Origin of the sequence: Pseudomonas sp. Y5-11, from assembly GCF_022368695.1 — a bacterium.
In the GTDB taxonomy this organism is placed as follows: Bacteria; Pseudomonadota; Gammaproteobacteria; order Pseudomonadales; family Pseudomonadaceae; genus Aquipseudomonas; species Aquipseudomonas parakoreensis.
In genome coordinates this window covers 2,721,070-2,736,405 of the sequence record NZ_CP058974.1, presented here as the reverse complement: position 1 = coordinate 2,736,405, position 15,336 = coordinate 2,721,070, and the positions used below count along the sequence as shown (strand labels likewise).

At 60.1% G+C, this 15,336-nt stretch carries 15 protein-coding genes and 1 riboswitch; of the genes, 7 read left to right on the top strand and 8 right to left on the bottom strand.

The annotated features are described in order from the left end of the window. Positions 1–30: 30 nt before the first annotated feature. Positions 31–262, bottom strand: a riboswitch (cobalamin riboswitch). Between the two features lie 164 nt (positions 263–426). Next, positions 427–1,011 carry a hypothetical protein gene (locus tag HXW87_RS12310; RefSeq protein WP_145593439.1) on the top strand — a complete coding sequence of 195 codons (585 nt, stop codon included), beginning with the start codon at positions 427–429 and terminating at the stop codon, positions 1,009–1,011. Positions 1,012–1,076: 65 nt separating this feature from the next. Then, entirely contained in the window at positions 1,077–2,390 is a 1,314-nt protein-coding gene (locus tag HXW87_RS12305) for a sorbosone dehydrogenase family protein (RefSeq protein ID WP_239778980.1), read from the top strand. A gap of 133 nt (positions 2,391–2,523) precedes the next feature. On the opposite strand, the gene HXW87_RS12300 is transcribed toward HXW87_RS12305, so the two are convergent. From HXW87_RS12300 to HXW87_RS12280, 5 genes are all read right to left on the bottom strand, one after another. Then, the gene (locus HXW87_RS12300; RefSeq protein WP_034156233.1) at positions 2,524–3,060 is read right to left on the bottom strand and encodes a C40 family peptidase; all 537 of its coding nucleotides are present in this window, start codon (positions 3,058–3,060) and stop codon (positions 2,524–2,526) included. Positions 3,061–3,279: 219 nt separating this feature from the next. Further along, positions 3,280–3,897, bottom strand: a complete 618-nt coding sequence (locus HXW87_RS12295; RefSeq protein WP_041074354.1) for an NlpC/P60 family protein — start codon at positions 3,895–3,897, stop codon at positions 3,280–3,282. Between the two features lie 226 nt (positions 3,898–4,123). Continuing rightward, entirely contained in the window at positions 4,124–4,828 is a 705-nt protein-coding gene (hda, locus tag HXW87_RS12290; protein ID WP_025111852.1) for a DnaA regulatory inactivator Hda, read from the bottom strand. A 219-nt stretch (positions 4,829–5,047) separates the two neighbouring features. Next, positions 5,048–6,121: an AI-2E family transporter gene (locus HXW87_RS12285; RefSeq protein ID WP_041074356.1), complete on the bottom strand. Its 1,074-nt coding sequence runs from the start codon at positions 6,119–6,121 to the stop codon at positions 5,048–5,050. 33 nt (positions 6,122–6,154) lie between these two features. Further along, positions 6,155–7,231 carry a DUF2066 domain-containing protein gene (locus HXW87_RS12280; RefSeq protein ID WP_239778979.1) on the bottom strand — a complete coding sequence of 359 codons (1,077 nt, stop codon included), beginning with the start codon at positions 7,229–7,231 and terminating at the stop codon, positions 6,155–6,157. Positions 7,232–7,605: 374 nt separating this feature from the next. On the opposite strand from HXW87_RS12280, the gene purM reads away from it, so the two are divergent. Genes purM through HXW87_RS12265 form a run of 3 tightly spaced genes read left to right on the top strand, consistent with a single transcriptional unit; the run spans position 7,606 to position 10,036 of the window. After that, the gene (purM, locus tag HXW87_RS12275; RefSeq protein ID WP_239778978.1) at positions 7,606–8,664 is read left to right on the top strand and encodes a phosphoribosylformylglycinamidine cyclo-ligase; all 1,059 of its coding nucleotides are present in this window, start codon (positions 7,606–7,608) and stop codon (positions 8,662–8,664) included. After that, complete coding sequence (gene purN / locus HXW87_RS12270; protein ID WP_108182081.1) at positions 8,664–9,314, top strand: phosphoribosylglycinamide formyltransferase; 651 nt, start codon at positions 8,664–8,666, stop codon at positions 9,312–9,314. Before purM ends, purN begins: the two co-directional genes overlap by 1 nt. Positions 9,315–9,322: 8 nt before the next feature. Further along, positions 9,323–10,036 carry a DUF3108 domain-containing protein gene (locus HXW87_RS12265; RefSeq protein ID WP_041074363.1) on the top strand — a complete coding sequence of 238 codons (714 nt, stop codon included), beginning with the start codon at positions 9,323–9,325 and terminating at the stop codon, positions 10,034–10,036. 194 nt (positions 10,037–10,230) lie between these two features. Here HXW87_RS12265 and HXW87_RS12260 read toward each other — a convergent pair whose 3' ends face one another. Together HXW87_RS12260 and HXW87_RS12255 are read right to left on the bottom strand one after the other, a co-directional pair. Further along, positions 10,231–11,856, bottom strand: coding sequence for a methyl-accepting chemotaxis protein (locus HXW87_RS12260; protein ID WP_239778977.1), 1,626 nt, complete (start codon positions 11,854–11,856; stop codon positions 10,231–10,233). Positions 11,857–11,994: 138 nt separating this feature from the next. Then, positions 11,995–13,017 (bottom strand): amidohydrolase family protein, encoded by a 1,023-nt coding sequence (locus tag HXW87_RS12255; RefSeq protein WP_239778976.1) that lies wholly within the window; start codon positions 13,015–13,017, stop codon positions 11,995–11,997. Positions 13,018–13,170: 153 nt separating this feature from the next. On the opposite strand from HXW87_RS12255, the gene HXW87_RS12250 reads away from it, so the two are divergent. Both HXW87_RS12250 and HXW87_RS12245 read left to right on the top strand, forming a co-directional pair. Beyond that, the gene (locus tag HXW87_RS12250; protein WP_047292859.1) at positions 13,171–13,587 is read left to right on the top strand and encodes an OsmC family protein; all 417 of its coding nucleotides are present in this window, start codon (positions 13,171–13,173) and stop codon (positions 13,585–13,587) included. 61 nt (positions 13,588–13,648) lie between these two features. Continuing rightward, entirely contained in the window at positions 13,649–14,521 is an 873-nt protein-coding gene (locus tag HXW87_RS12245) for a pirin family protein (protein ID WP_239778975.1), read from the top strand. An 85-nt stretch (positions 14,522–14,606) separates the two neighbouring features. Here HXW87_RS12245 and HXW87_RS12240 read toward each other — a convergent pair whose 3' ends face one another. Then, positions 14,607–15,335, bottom strand: a complete 729-nt coding sequence (locus HXW87_RS12240; RefSeq protein ID WP_239778974.1) for a dienelactone hydrolase family protein — start codon at positions 15,333–15,335, stop codon at positions 14,607–14,609. Position 15,336 lies beyond the last annotated feature (1 nt).

Here is a 15,336-nt window from a genome sequence, read left to right as displayed (position 1 = left end):
ACGGCAAAAAGCCTGGCATCGCCCACCGTGATGCCGCTGGATGGATCAGGCCGGTCTCCGGGCTCATGAGCGGCGAATCGCCTGACTGCGCGCCTTCCCGCGTCGGTCGACACAGTGGCTCAATGCGCAGTTTTCACTCATTTACCGTTGCGGGGGCAGCGCCGGGATCGTGATCGTGCTTCACCTGAAGACAACCCTCACCGGCTTCCCTGTTTCACTCTGTCGACACGCGTCACAGAGCACCTGAAACAAGCCGCGAAGGTTAGAGGGTTGGGGGTGGAGCGTCAATTAAAGAGGGGGCCGTCGGGCGAATAACTGCCGCCGATCAATTATCTGACGCCAATCTTGTGCCACACTGAGACAAGTGATATCAAAGAGCCATGCTTTTGATTGAAAAAGCACACCACAACAATAAGGATGATGACGATGCAAGGCATGATCATCAGCAACCCGCGCCTGGAATTCCTGCGCCCGGTGCTTGAACGCTGGTTTGACTGTATTGACCGTTACAACGCGGTACGCGGTGACAACGACACGCCCTACTGGCATGACGAGAACGCCAATCTCGGCTTGCTCTCCGCTGCGGCCTGGATGGCCGAGTTGGTTACCCTCTGCGATACCACCACTCGCAAACAGAACGAGGATGGCGAGCGCAATGCCCGCGCCGATCTGTTCATCGCCGGCGCCGAAGACCGCGCCTACCTTCAGGCCACCCAGCGCTGGCCGCGGGTCAACAACCTCAACCTGACTCAGGCCCTGCTGGACATCACCAGCGATGCCAAACGCATCAGCTTCGCCAGCGACCTCAAGCTCGGCTGTCTGTTCGTCGCCCCGCAGAAGGCCCAGCACAGTGCCAGCCCCGAAGAACTGCAGGACATGGTCGACGACCTGCAAAAGGAGCATTGCTGCGCCGTGGCCTGGTATTTCCCCTACGCCTACCGCAAGTTGCGCAGCGAAGCGGGCAATTATCACCCGGGCATCGCCGTGCTGTTCAAAGAGGCTCGCGGATAGCGGTTGAACCATCGGGTGCGCAGGGTTCTCTATGATTAAGCATGCATTCATAGGGAAGATCAGCAATGCGCAAAACCCGACTCGCTCTCGTCATCGCTCTCGCCGGAGGGCTCGCCGCCTGCGGTGAATCCTCCAGCCTGCAAGTTTCCGACGGCACCGGTCCGTCACCGAAACTGCCTGAACCGAACAAAACCCTGATCCCGACGGTGAACATCGCCCCAGCGGTCGGCTGGCCTGCAGGTGGCAAACCGACCGCCGCAGCCGGTACGCAAGTGGCTGCATTTGCCGAAGGCCTCGATCACCCACGCTGGCTCTACGTGCTGCCCAACGGTGACGTATTGGTGGCGGAAACCAACGCGCCGCCCAAACCGGATGACAGCAGCGGTATTCGCGGCTGGGTGATGAAGAAAGTCATGGGCAAAGCCGGTGCCGGCGTGCCAAGCCCGAACCGTATCACCCTGCTGCGCGACGCCGATCACGACGGCATGGCCGAGACCCGCACGGTGTTTCTGCAGAACCTCAACTCGCCGTTCGGCATGACCCTGGTCGGCAACGATTTGTACGTCGCTGACACTGATCGCCTGCTGCGCTTCCACTACGAACCCGGTGCGACGGAGATCAACACACAGCCGATCAAGGTTACCGACCTGCCGGGCGGTACGCTGAACCATCACTGGACCAAGAACGTCATCGCCAGCAAGGACGGTAGCAAGCTGTATGTCACCGTCGGCTCGAACAGCAATGTCGGCGAGAATGGTCTGGATAAAGAGGAAGGTCGCGCCGCGATCTGGGAAGTGGATCGCGCCACGGGCAATCACCGGATCTTCGCCTCGGGCATTCGTAACCCCAACGGCCTGGCGTGGGAGCCCACCACAGGCGCGCTGTGGACAGCGGTCAACGAACGTGACGAAATCGGCAGCGACCTGGTGCCGGACTACATCACCTCGGTCAAGGACGGTGGCTTCTATGGCTGGCCTTTCAGCTATTACGGTCAGCACGTGGATGTTCGGGTGAAGCCGCAGAATCTGGATCTGGTGGCCAAGGCCATCGCTCCGGATTATGCCGTCGGCCCGCACACCGCCTCGTTGGGCCTGACCTTCGCCGAGGGCAACAACTTGCCCGCGCAGTTCAAGGAAGGCGCGTTTATCGGCCAGCACGGCTCATGGAACCGCAAACCGCACAGTGGCTATAAGGTGATTTTTGTACCATTCACCGCCGGCAAGCCGAACGGAGCACCGGTGGATGTGCTGACCGGCTTCCTCGACAAGGACGAGAACGCATTGGGCCGCCCGGTTGGCGTAGTGATTGACCAGCAAGGTGGTTTGCTGGTGGCCGATGATGTGGGGAACAAGGTGTGGCGAGTGTCGTCCGCCAAGTAACGTGGGCCCGCCACAAAACAACTGTGGGAGCGAGCCTGCTCGCGAATGCGGAGTGTCAGCCTACATTGAGTTGACTGATACACCGCTTTCGCGAGCAGGCTCGCTCCCACATTAGGATTGCTGCGATTTTTTACTAGGGGTTATGCGCCAGATGCTCCGGCTGCAACACCCGCTTGGCACTCAAATACGCCTTCTGCCAATACGCCTTCGACAGGCTGTCCAGCTTCACTGTGCCGCCGGTGGCTGGCGCATGCACGAAGCGACCTTCCCCCACGTAGATCCCCGCATGGCTGACCTGAGAGCCGCCGTTGGTGGCGAAGAAGATCAGGTCGCCGGTCTGCAACCCTTCCTTGCCCACATTCGGCGCCTGCATCACGATCATCTCGCGGGTGGAGCGCGGCAGGGAGATGCCGGCGGCATCGCGGTAGACGAAACCGATCAGACCGCTGCAATCAAACCCGGAGTCTGGCGTGTTGCCGCCCCAGCGATAGGGCGTGCCAACCAGGCCCAGCGCGCGAAACAGCACATCCTCAGCAGCGGGCGAAAAAGCTTGGGAGGGCCCGAACACCACCGGAGCGCGTACCACGGGCGCAGGCGGCGGGGTGCGGCTGGCGCAGGCGCTGAGCAGCGCTGCGAAGAAAATCAATGTGAGGCGGGCCGACATCGTCATAAGCAGAACATCCTGATCTGGCTGCGGCTTTCTCTGCCGAATGGACAGAAACAAAACCGCCTGCGGAGCACGCAGGCGGTTTGCCATCAATATAGATACAGGATTCTAGCGGCTACACGGCAAACTTCAAGTAAGACTTTAACTTCACCTTGTAAAGTCTAGGTCTACTCCCTTGCCGGGATCCGTTTTTGTCGCCACGGACGTGGCGACAACGGGGAATTACTTGCGAGCGGTGACCACGGTCGGTGCCATCGCGAGGGCGCGCTTGGCTTCGATGAAGGTCTTGCTCCAGTAGCTGTCACCCAGGCTGTCGATGCGGACACCGCCGCTGCGACGGCTGCTGGAGTGAATGAACTGATTGTCACCCAGGTAGATCCCGGCGTGGCTTACACGACCGCGACGACCATTGGTGGCGAAGAACAGCAGATCGCCCGGCTCAAGATTACCGCGCGAGACCAGAGGCGCATCCACGTTGATCATTTCGCGGGTGGAGCGCGGCAGATTCATGCCGGCTTCTTCGCGGAACAGATAACCGATGAAACCGCTGCAGTCAAAACCGGCTTCAGAGGTACCGCCGAAACGGTAACGGGTACCGATCAGGGACATGCCGCGTTCGAGGATGCTGTCGGCCAGAACCGGAAGCTCGTAGGGCTTCTTGCCGTTGAAATCGGCGAGTTCTTTTTCGGTGGCCAGCTCTTCCTGGTAAATAACGGAAGACTGGGCAGTGGCAGAATTTTTAACCTGTTGAGGCTGCTCTTGAACTGGAGAATGAGCAGCGCAACCGAACAACAGGGTGACGAGTGCGAGAGGCACGAGGGGTGCGAAGCGATTTAGCATGGGCACGACCGTGGCTGAAGTTGTAAAGAAGCCGAGACTATGCCCGCTATCGGCCTCATTTGCAAATTCAATCGATCTTTTTGTGACTTCCCGGTTTCTCGTTTACATCTAAGCGCTTAAGCCCATTTGACTCGATACGCAGTCTGCACCCCGTGCGGAAAAGCGGATTTTCTGGCGCCTGAAATATGTCGAAACCGCCTGAAACCTGCGGATTTCAAGGGCTGCACTACCAGCCGAGGGTTTCCTTCAGGAACGGAATGGTCAGCTTGCGTTGCGCCTGCAACGAAGCCTGATCCAGCTGTTCGAGCAGGTCGAACAATGCACTCATGCTGCGGGTGCCACGGGTCAGAATAAAGTGTCCGACTTCATCGGTCAGGTGCAGGCCGCGTCGCGAAGCACGCAATTGCAGGGCACGCAATTTGTCTTCATCGGAAAGCGGGCGCATCTGGAAGATCAGCGCCAGCGTCAGACGCGATTTGAGGTCTGCCAGTTTCACCGGCAGCTCGCGAGGCGAGGTTGAAGCGGCAATCAGCAAGCGTCGACCACTGTCGCGCAGACGGTTAAACAGATGAAACATCGCCTCTTCCCAGTCCGGCTTGCCGGCAATCACCTGCAAGTCATCGAGACAGACCAGTTCATACTGTTCAAGGTTGTCGAGAATTTCGATGCCGCGATCCATCAATTCGGCCAGCGGCAGGTACACCGCCGGCTCACCCATCTGCTCAAAACGCAGGCAAGCCGCCTGCAACAGATGCGTACGCCCTACCCCATGCTTGCCCCACAGGTAGATCAGGCTTTCGGTCCAGCCGGCGTCGGCTTCGCATAGGCGCTCGACATAGCCGAGTGCAGCGGCATTGGCGCCTGGGTAGTAGTTGATGAAGGTGGCGTCGTCACGCAGACGCACACCTAGGGGCAGCTGAATCGGTTTCATGCTGACTGAACAGTTCTCAAGGAACCGTTAGTGGCCTCTGTGTAAAGTTTGCGAAGTTTATACCCGTGAAGCTGAGCGCACAATGCGACAGACCTCAAGCAAAATCAAAGGTTTGCGTTAACACGCTGGTTTTATGACAGTTTCTCTGACGCGGCGCCGAACGAACTCACCGCAAAACACGGGCCAACCCGGCGCAATGTCGGGCCACCCGTGATCGGATTACAACTCGGGCTCATCGGTCCCGCTGTAAATATCCGAGTCCTTGTACAAATCATGCACGTGACGCACCAGCACCATGATCACCGCCGCCACCGGTAGTGCCAGCAGCACACCGGTAAAGCCGAACAGCTCGCCGCCGGCCAGAATCGCGAAAATCACCGCCACCGGATGCAGACCGATCCGGTCACCCACCAGCAAAGGCGTCAGCACCATGCCTTCCAGCGCTTGCCCGACCATGAACACCGCCACAATCCCGATCATCGGATACAGATCACCACCGAACTGGAACAAGCCGGCAATCAGCGCCGCGCCAATCCCGATCACGAAGCCCATGTACGGCACGATGGCCGCCAGACCGGCGATCAGGCCGATCAACAGCCCCAGTTCCAGCCCAACGATCATCAGACCTGCTGCGTAGATTACGCCCAGCGCCAGCATCACCAGCAACTGCCCGCGCACGAACGCGCCGAGCACCTCGTGGCACTCCCCCGCAAGCGAGACGATGGTTTCTTCACGATCACGCGGCAACAGGCTGCGGATCTTGGCCATCATCACGTCCCAGTCGCGCAGCAGATAAAAACTCACCACCGGGATCAACACCAGATTCGCCAGCCAACCGATCAGCGCCAGGCTCGAGGCCGTGGCCTGACTCAGCACCACACCGACGATGTCGGTGGTCTGCCCCATGTGCTCGCTGATCGCGGCCTTGACCTTGTCGAACTTCCAGAAGCCATCCGACAGCCCCAGTTTCGACTGCGCCCAGGGCAGCGCCGTATGCTGCAGCCAATCGAGCATCTGCGGCGCCAGTTCGTACAAGCGCAGCAACTGCTTGGCGAGCATCGGTACCAACACCAGCAACAACGTGGTGACAATCAGGGTGAACAAGGCAAACACCGCGATCACGCCCCAGGTTCGCGACAGGCCCAGCCGTTCCAGACGATCCACCAGCGGATCGAACAGGTACGCCAGCAGCAACGCCACCAGAAACGGCGTGAGGATCGGGTGCAGCAACCAGACAAACGCGCAAAGCAGGACTACCCCACCGAGCCAGAACCAACGCCGCGTATCGGCCATGTATCACTCCTGCTTTTCTATATAAGGAAAGACTTACCAGCGAAACCGCAACGAAGGCGCTATCGGTGCAGGCGCCGGAGCCGCAACAGGCGCCGCACCTGCGACGGCTGGCTGCGGCGCTGGCGCTGGCACTGGCGCTGGCGCTGGCGTTGGAGCTTCGGCCGGCAACTCCTGCAACTTCGCCAGCGACAATTGCGCGCGCAACTGATCGGCACTGCCGTTGACCCGATACACGATGCGATCACCATCGACACTTTGCAGACGCACACCGAACGGTTCGAGTAACCGCAGCAGCGTGGCGTAATGCTCAAGATTCATACCCTGCACTTCCAGAGTCTGTTGACCCGAAGCGCCAGGCCTGGCGACAAAGCGCGGCGCCAGACGCTCCGCTACCGCCAGCATCACCGCATCGGCCACGGCAGCCTGATCGGCGCCCTGCACACTGCCGGCCTCTTTCTGATCGCCCAGCCACAGATGCCACTTGGCCTGCCACTGCCCGCCCTCTTCGTGCGCATGCACCGCCAGCAAGGCATCTGCGCCGTAACGCTCCGAAGCGCCGCGCAACGGCGCGGGATCGGTGCCGTCGAGCACCGGCGCGGTGGCCACCAGTTGCTCACTCAGATCCGCCAGCGGCAAACGCAAGGGCAAACCACGATGCTGAGCCGCCGCACGCAGTGGTGCCGCCGCTGCCTGACCGTCGCCGACCAGGCTCGAACCTTCAGTCGAATCGTTCAGCCACCAACTCAGGATCGACGGCCGGCTCGCGCCCCACAGCGACAATCCCGCACGACGCAGCGCCTGCTCAGTGGTGGCCGGGTCGAAATCGACTTTCAGCACTTCCGGTGGCCCGGCATCAAAACCGAACTGGCTGATGATCTGCTGCGGGTCTTTGCGAATCGTTGCCAACCCTGGATTTTGCACCGCCTTCGGGTCGCCGGTCAGGCGCAATACCAACGTATCCAGCGCCGCCTGCGTGGCGCGATCACGCTCTTCCGGCGCCTGGCTGCTGACCGGCTGACGCACTTGATAGAGACCTTTGAGGTTTTCGGCATGACTCGCCAGGCTGACCACGGACAAACAACCCACAACCAACAATTTACAAAAACGCATGGAAAATTCCCGTCGACAGGAGCGGCTGGAACAGGCCGCGTGAACCGGTTAAGCAAGGCTGTGACAATCTGCCATCGCAAAACATTCACACGGCGGCGGTAAGTTTTTGCACAGGGATAACGATAGACGGTTAATCGGTACACCTTATACAGGCAGCCACCCGGCACAATTGCAAAAAATTTCCGCTGATTATGCCCCTGCCCGTCGGCGCGAGGATGGCCGCTGCCCCTCAAGCCTGATAAAATCGCGCGCCTTCGCAGACCGGCAACAGCCGGGCACCCCGAAATTCGCGTGAGGCCATCGCCCTCTCGATTTCGATGTTCCCGCTGAACTCGGTCGTTACCCCTGAATCCCCTCCCCTAAAGGCCTGGATCATGAGCAAGCAACCCTCCCTGAGCTACAAGGACGCCGGTGTAGACATCGACGCCGGTGAAGCATTGGTCGAACGCATCAAGAGCGTCGCCAAGCGCACTGCGCGCCCGGAAGTCATGGGCGGCCTGGGCGGTTTCGGCGCCCTCTGCGAAATCCCGGCCGGCTACAAGCAGCCTGTGCTGGTTTCCGGCACCGATGGCGTTGGCACCAAGCTGCGCCTGGCGCTGAACCTGAACAAGCACGACAGCATCGGCCAGGACCTGGTCGCCATGTGCGTCAACGATCTGGTGGTGTGCGGCGCTGAACCGCTGTTCTTTCTCGACTACTACGCCACCGGCAGGCTGAACGTTGACGTGGCCGCCACCGTCGTCACTGGTATCGGTGCAGGCTGCGAACTGGCTGGCTGCTCTCTGGTTGGCGGCGAAACCGCTGAAATGCCTGGCATGTATGAAGGCGAAGACTACGACCTGGCCGGCTTCTGCGTCGGCGTCGTGGAAAAAGCCGACATCATCGACGGCTCGAAAGTCGCCACCGGCGACGCGCTGATCGCCCTGCCATCGTCCGGCCCGCACTCCAACGGCTACTCGCTGATCCGCAAGATCATCGAAGTGTCCGGCGCCGACATCGAAACCGTTCAGCTCGACGGCAAGCCGCTGACCGAACTGCTGATGGCCCCGACCCGCATCTACGTGAAGCCGCTGCTCAAGCTGATCAAGGACACCGGCGCAGTCAAGGCCATGGCCCACATCACCGGTGGCGGCCTGCTGGACAACATCCCGCGTGTTCTGCCAAAAGGCGCTCAGGCCGTGGTTGACGTGGCCAGCTGGACTCGCCCGGCGGTCTTCGACTGGCTGCAGGAGAAAGGCAACGTTGACGAGACCGAGATGCACCGCGTATTGAACTGCGGCGTTGGCATGGTCATCTGCGTGGCTCAGGAACACGTTGAAGTCGCCCTCAACACCTTGCGTGACGCTGGTGAGCAGCCTTGGGTCATCGGCCAGATCGCTGCCGCTGCCGAAGGCGCTGCTCAAGTCGAGCTGAAAAACCTCAAGGCTCACTGATGTCCCAGACCTGTGATGTCGTGGTGCTGTTGTCCGGCACCGGCAGTAACTTGCAGGCTCTGATCGACAGCACGCGGACCGGCGACAGCCCGGTCCGCATCGCCGCGGTGATTTCCAACCGCGCCGACGCCTACGGCCTGCAACGCGCCAGTGACGCGGGTATCGCCACCCGCTCGCTGGATCACAAGGCCTTCGAAGGTCGCGAGGCCTTCGATGCGGCCCTGATCGAACTGATCGACGAATTCAACCCGAAACTCGTGGTGCTGGCCGGCTTCATGCGCATTCTCAGCGCTGATTTCGTGCGTCACTACCAGGGTCGCCTGCTCAATATCCACCCGTCGCTGCTGCCCAAATACAAAGGGTTACACACTCATCAGCGGGCGCTCGAGGCCGGCGACGCGGAACACGGCTGCTCCGTGCACTTCGTCACCGAGGAACTCGATGGTGGACCACTGGTCGTACAGGCAGTAATACCGGTAGAGTTGCACGACACGCCGCAGACACTTGCGCAGCGAGTGCATGTCCAGGAACACCTGATCTACCCGATGGCTGTACGCTGGTTTGCCGAAGGCCGACTGGCACTCGGTGAGCAAGGTGCTTTACTGGATGGCCAGTTACTCGCGGCCAGCGGCCACTTGATTCGACACTAGGAGATTTTATGCGTCGCGCCCTGCTCTTCGCTTGTGCTCTGCTCGCCCTGCCCTTCGCGCAGGCGGCAGACCTTCAACCGTTCTCCGCGAGCTACACCGCCGACTGGAAACAGTTGCCCATGAGTGGCACCGCCGAACGCAGCCTGACCAAGGAAGCCAACGGCGTCTGGAAACTCAGCTTCAAGGCGTCGATGATGATCGCCAGCCTGACTGAAGAAAGCACCCTGACCCTGGACAAGGACACTCTGCTGCCGCAGTCCTACCACTTTGAACGTGGTGGTCTGGGCAAAGCGAAAAAGGCTGATCTGGACTTCGACTGGAACAGCAAGATGGTCACCGGCACCGACCGTGGCGACGCAGTGAAGATCCCGCTGAACCGTGGCATGGTCGACAAGTCGACCTATCAACTGGCGCTGCAGCACGACGTCGCCTCCGGCAAGAAGACCATGAGCTACCAGGTGGTCGATGACGGTGAAGTCGATACCTATGACTTCCGTGTACTGGGTGCCGAGAAAGTCGACACCAAGGCCGGCAAGATCGATGCAATCAAGGTCGAGCGCGTGCGCGATCCGACACAAAGCAAGCGCACCACCGTGCTGTGGTTCGCCAAGGATTGGGATTACCTGCTGGTCCGCCTGCAACAGGTTGAAACCGACGGCAAGGAGTACAACATCATGCTCCAGGACGGCACGGTCAACGGCAAAACCGTTAAGGGCAGCTGATCCGCCGCTACAACAAAAAGCCCCGCAGATGCGGGGCTTTTTTGTGCCTGCAGTTTTCGCGACGACACATATCCCCCTGTGGGAGCGAGCCTGCTCGCGAAGGCGTCAGTTCAGCCGACATGTTTGTGGTTGATACACCGCTTTCGCGAGCAGGCTCGCTCCCACAGGGTTCAGCTCGATCTTCAGCGGTCAGATCAGACCGAAAATCTGGCCACCATATTGTTCAAATCCACTGCCAGCCGCGACAACTCCTGGCTCGCCGCACTGGTCTGATTAGCCCCGGCAGAAGTCTGCGTCGCCAGATCGCGAATATTCATCAGATTGCGGTCCACCTCCCGCGCCACTGCCGCCTGCTCCTCCGAGGCACTGGCGATCACCAGGTTGCGCTCGTTGATCAAGGTGAACGCCGAGGCGATTTCCTCCAGTGCCTCACCCGCCGCCTTCGCCAGTTCCAGCGTTGAATTGGCGCGAAGGCTGCTCTGCTGCATCGAATTGACCGCCGAATCGGTACCCTGCTGGATACCGCCGATCATCTGCTCGATTTCCTGGGTCGATTGTTGGGTGCGGTGCGCCAACGCGCGCACTTCATCGGCCACCACCGCGAAGCCGCGACCGGCATCGCCGGCCCGCGCTGCCTCGATCGCAGCGTTTAGCGCGAGCAGGTTGGTCTGCTCGGCAATCGAACGGATCACATCCAGCACCTTGCTGATGCCGTGAACCTTCTGCGCCAGATCCTCCACCTGCGTGGCATTCGACGTGACGTCATCTGCCAGGGATTCGATTGACGTCACGGTCTGCCGCACCTGCTCGCGACCACGCTGGGCGATGCGATCAGACTCGCGTGACGCCTCGGACGTCGCCACCGCATTGCTCGCCACTTCCTCAACGGCAGCCGTCATCTGATTGACCGCCGTGGCGGCCTGTTCAATCTCCAGGCTCTGCTGGTGCAGCCCACGTGTGGCGTCTTCGGTGACGCAACTCAGCTCCTCCGAAGCCGAAGCCAACTGACTGGACGACTCGGAAATCTGCCGGATGGTGTCGCGCAGGTTGTGCTGCATGCTTTTCAGCGCCTGCAGCAGCCGCGCCGGTTCGTCCTTGCCGGAGATATTGATATCGCCCGTCAGATCGCCACCGGCCACCACTTCCGCCACGCCCAGCGACTGCGTCAGAGGCAAGACGATGCTGCGGGTCAGCAACAACGCCAGACCGATGGTGATCAGTGCAGTGATGCCGATCATCACGCCGACCCAGACCCGCGAATTGATGAAGACCAGGCGCGCCGCTTCGGTGGCAAGGTTGGCGTTGTGCTTGTTCAGCTCGACCAACTCTTTCAGAGTGACCGCCATGTCATCGGCCAACGGGCTCATCTCACCGTTGAGAATCGCCGCCGCCTCCTCCACCCGATTCTTCGCGGACAACTGCATGACTTGCGCCTGAAACTCCAGATACTGGTGCTCGGCGACCTTGAAGCGGTCGAACAACTTGCGCTCTTCGGGCAGCACGATCAACACGTCATAGCGTTGCTGGGCTTCGCTCAACACGCCGCGCAGGTCATTGAGCTTGGCGACATTCTGCGCCAGCGCCTGCGGATCCCGATTGAGCAACAGACGCATGGTCAGCGCACGCAGGCGCAGCATGTCCTGACTCATCTCGCCAACCGCCATCACACTCGGCAGCCAGTTGTTGTCGACCTCATCCGACTGGGCGCGCATGTTCGACATTTGCAGCAAGGCGAACGCCCCCAAGGCAAACACCATCAAGGCCAACACACCAAAACCCAGGCCGGCACGCGGCGCGATATTGAGACTACGGATGCTCATTACTCTGGTTCCTTCCAAAATCGCTGCATCAACCCTGCAGCTGGTTGCTCTAGAAGGTATCGGCCCCGCGCAAATTTGCGTAAGACCAAAAGGTGATATCAAAAGGCCTTGATACTTCGAACCCTCGGCATTAACGATTCAGCGCGGTTGACCGGACTTTGCTGCTGTTCGCGGCAATATCGCCAGGAAGTTATCCCGGGCGACTTTACGCGCCACGTCTTCGGGCAAGGCATCAAGGAACGGCGTGAAACTGCGCATTTCCTCACCGAGCTTGTTGAATCGGCCTACAACATCCGAACCCAGCATAAAGCGCTCAGGGTATTTCTCCACCAATGCCAGCCATTGCGCACGCGGCTTGCCCTGCTCATCCAGCAGATACGGCGTGAGCATGCTCCACGACAGATCGATGAACAGATTCGGGTAAGCCTCCAACATTCGGCTGACGGTGGGCAGAAGGAATTCCAGCTGCGTCTGGTGCCGATGGATCTCCGCACTGGTGCCGGCGTGCGCCCAGATGAACCGGGTGTGCGGGTGATTTCGCAGCGGTTCTTCGACTTCTTTCAGGTACAGCGGATTTTTCTCACGCTTGGAGGTGATGTTGGAATGCAGCATCACCGGCAGATCGTTTTCGGCGGCCAGGTGATATATCCGCTTCATCGCTTCATTATTGGCCCGAGGGGTATCGCCAGCGGTCAGTGCCGTCAGGTCATCATGGCGGGTGAACACTTCGCCGATGCCCTGCCACAGCCCCGGATACAGATCGAGCAGGCGCTGGATGTGTGCGGCGGAGTTCTTGTCGTTAGGGTTGAAGCCCGAGAGGAATGGGTGAAAGTGTAGACGCTGCTCCGGCGTCAGTTTCTGCACGGCATCGGCAACGATCATGTCGGTGGCGCTGTACCAGTAGGCGTCGGCGTCATCACCGGCGTAATAGCGCGGACGTTTGGGTTCGTCTTCATGCCATTTCTTCGCCACGGGAATGCCGGAAATCATCACATGGTCGATGGAATTGTCCTGCATGGCCGTGAGCAATTTCGCCATGCCGGCGGTTTCCTGGAAAAAATCCACGTAGTGCAGGTGCGCATCGCTGTAAGTGTAATCACGGGCGCTGGCGCTACCGGCACATGCCAGCAGGCAGGCAAGACTCAAACGAAACAAGGACACAAGTAATCTCCGACAGGTAGGCATAGCCTAGACCCTGAGCCGAGAACAAGGGTTCATCCTGCAGGAAAGTGGAACGCGCCTCCGTAGGAATGCTCTATAACTGCAAGGTCTTTTTTGATCGCACGACTTTTTCCTACTGCCAGTGAGGTTGCCATGACTGTTACCGTCAATACCGTCTCCGCCGAAGGTTTTCGTCACACCGTACAGATCGATGACCACGAATTGTTTGCCGACGTGCCGAAGTCTGCCGGCGGCGAAGGCTCGGCACCCGAGCCACACGACTACTTCGACGCCGCGCTCGGTGCCTGCAAAGCCCTGACCCTGAAAATGTACGCGAAGAAGAAAGACATCCCGCTGACCGGCGTCGGCGTTGAGGTCAAGCGCGACAACAGCGAAGAGCAGAAAGGCAAATATGCCCTGCATGTGACGCTTACCCTCAAGGGCGTCCTTACCGATGCCCAGCGTGAAGAACTGCTGCGCGTCGCCGATCGCTGCCCGATTCACAAACTGATGACCACCAGCGACGTCAGCATCGAAACCCACGCTCCACAAGGCTTCGACAGCCAGTAATCACCCTCTTGCCAGCGGCGGGTTATGCTTCTGGCATCACCCGCTCAGCCTGGAATGCACCATGGACACGCAACCACTGATCATCCGCCCGCGCGCCGAAGACGTCGAAGGCCAGCCGATCCTGCGCCCGCTGCCGTCAGCCAAATGCCGCAGCGTCGGGCCATTTGTATTTTTCGACCACATGCTCGAGACGGTTTATCCGACGGGCAAAGGCATGAACATCCGACAGCATCCGCACATTGGCCTGTCGACCCTGACCTACCTCTTCGAAGGGCAGATCCAGCACAAGGACAGCCTTGGCTCCAATCAGGTGGTCAGCGCCGGCGATGTCAGCTGGATGACCGCCGGCAGTGCGATTGCCCATGTCGAGCGCACGCCCGAGCCGCTGTGGGCGCAAAGCTTCACGATGCACGGCTTGCAGATCTGGCTGGCTTCGCCCAAGGATCATGAGCAAGGCCCTGGGCATTACAGCCATCACCCGGCCGCAACCTTGCCGGTCAGCAATAACCTTGGCGTGCAGATTCGGATGATTGCCGGGTCAGGCTTTTGCTTGGAATCACCGGTACCGGTGCTTTCTCCTACGCTGTATGCCGAAATAAAAATGCAGACCGCGACCACACTGCTGATCCCGACCGAGCACGCAGAACGCGCGGTGTATGTGCTGAGTGGCGATGCGCAATTAAATGGCGAGCCCCTTGAACCCCACGCGCTGGCGGTGTTGCCGGGCGGGGAAGCGATGAGTCTGTTTGCCGAGAGTGATGTGCACGCGGTGGTGTTTGGCGGCGCCGCACTGGACGGGCCACGGCGGATCAACTGGAATTTTGTCGCGAGCGATCCGGCGGCGATCGATGAGGCGCGGCGCAAGTGGGCGGCCGGGGATTGGCCGACGGTACCGGGGGAAGTTGAGCGGATTGAATTGCCGGCGGGCCGGTAAAGCAAAAGATCGCAGCCTGCGGCAGCTCCTACATCGATCGCATGTAGGAGCTGCCGCAGGCTGCGATCTTTTGATTTTGAAACAATCAGCCTTTGAACACTTCTTCCAGCAAATCATGCATCGACTTGAACGCACGCTTGGCGGTCTTCGCGTCGTACATCATCTTGCCTGGCACATTGGCGTGCGGATCGGTGAATGAGTGCACCGCACCGCCGTAACTCAGCAACTGCCAATCGACCTTCGCCGCGTTCATTTCATCTTCGAACGCCGGCAATTGCTCTTTCGGCACCAACGGGTCGGAAGCGCCGTGCAGCACCAGCACCGAGCCCTTGATGTTCTTGGCATCCGCCGGATTCGGCGAGTCCAGCGTGCCGTGGAACGACACCGCCGCCTTCACCGGCGCACCGGTCCGCGCCAGATCCAACGCACAGCAACCACCGAAGCAGAACCCGAACACCGCCAGTTTTGAGGTATCAACCGCCGCCTCAGCCTGCTTCTGCAGTTGTTCGAACGCCGCCTGCATGCGCTTGCGCAGCAGTGCACGGTCGTTCTTCAGCGGCATCATCGCCGCGCCGGCCTCGTCAGCATTCTGCGGACGTACTGTTTGCCCGTACACGTCAGCAATGAACACCACGTAACCCTTGGCCGCGACCGACTTGGCGATCTCCTCGGCACCGGCGCTGACGCCCATCCAGTTCGGCGCCATCAACAGACCCGGGCGCGCGCCCTTGTGCTCGGCATCGAACGCCAGACGACCTTCATAGGGCTGACCATCCAACTGATAGACCACGGAACGAACAGTAACTTGGCTCATT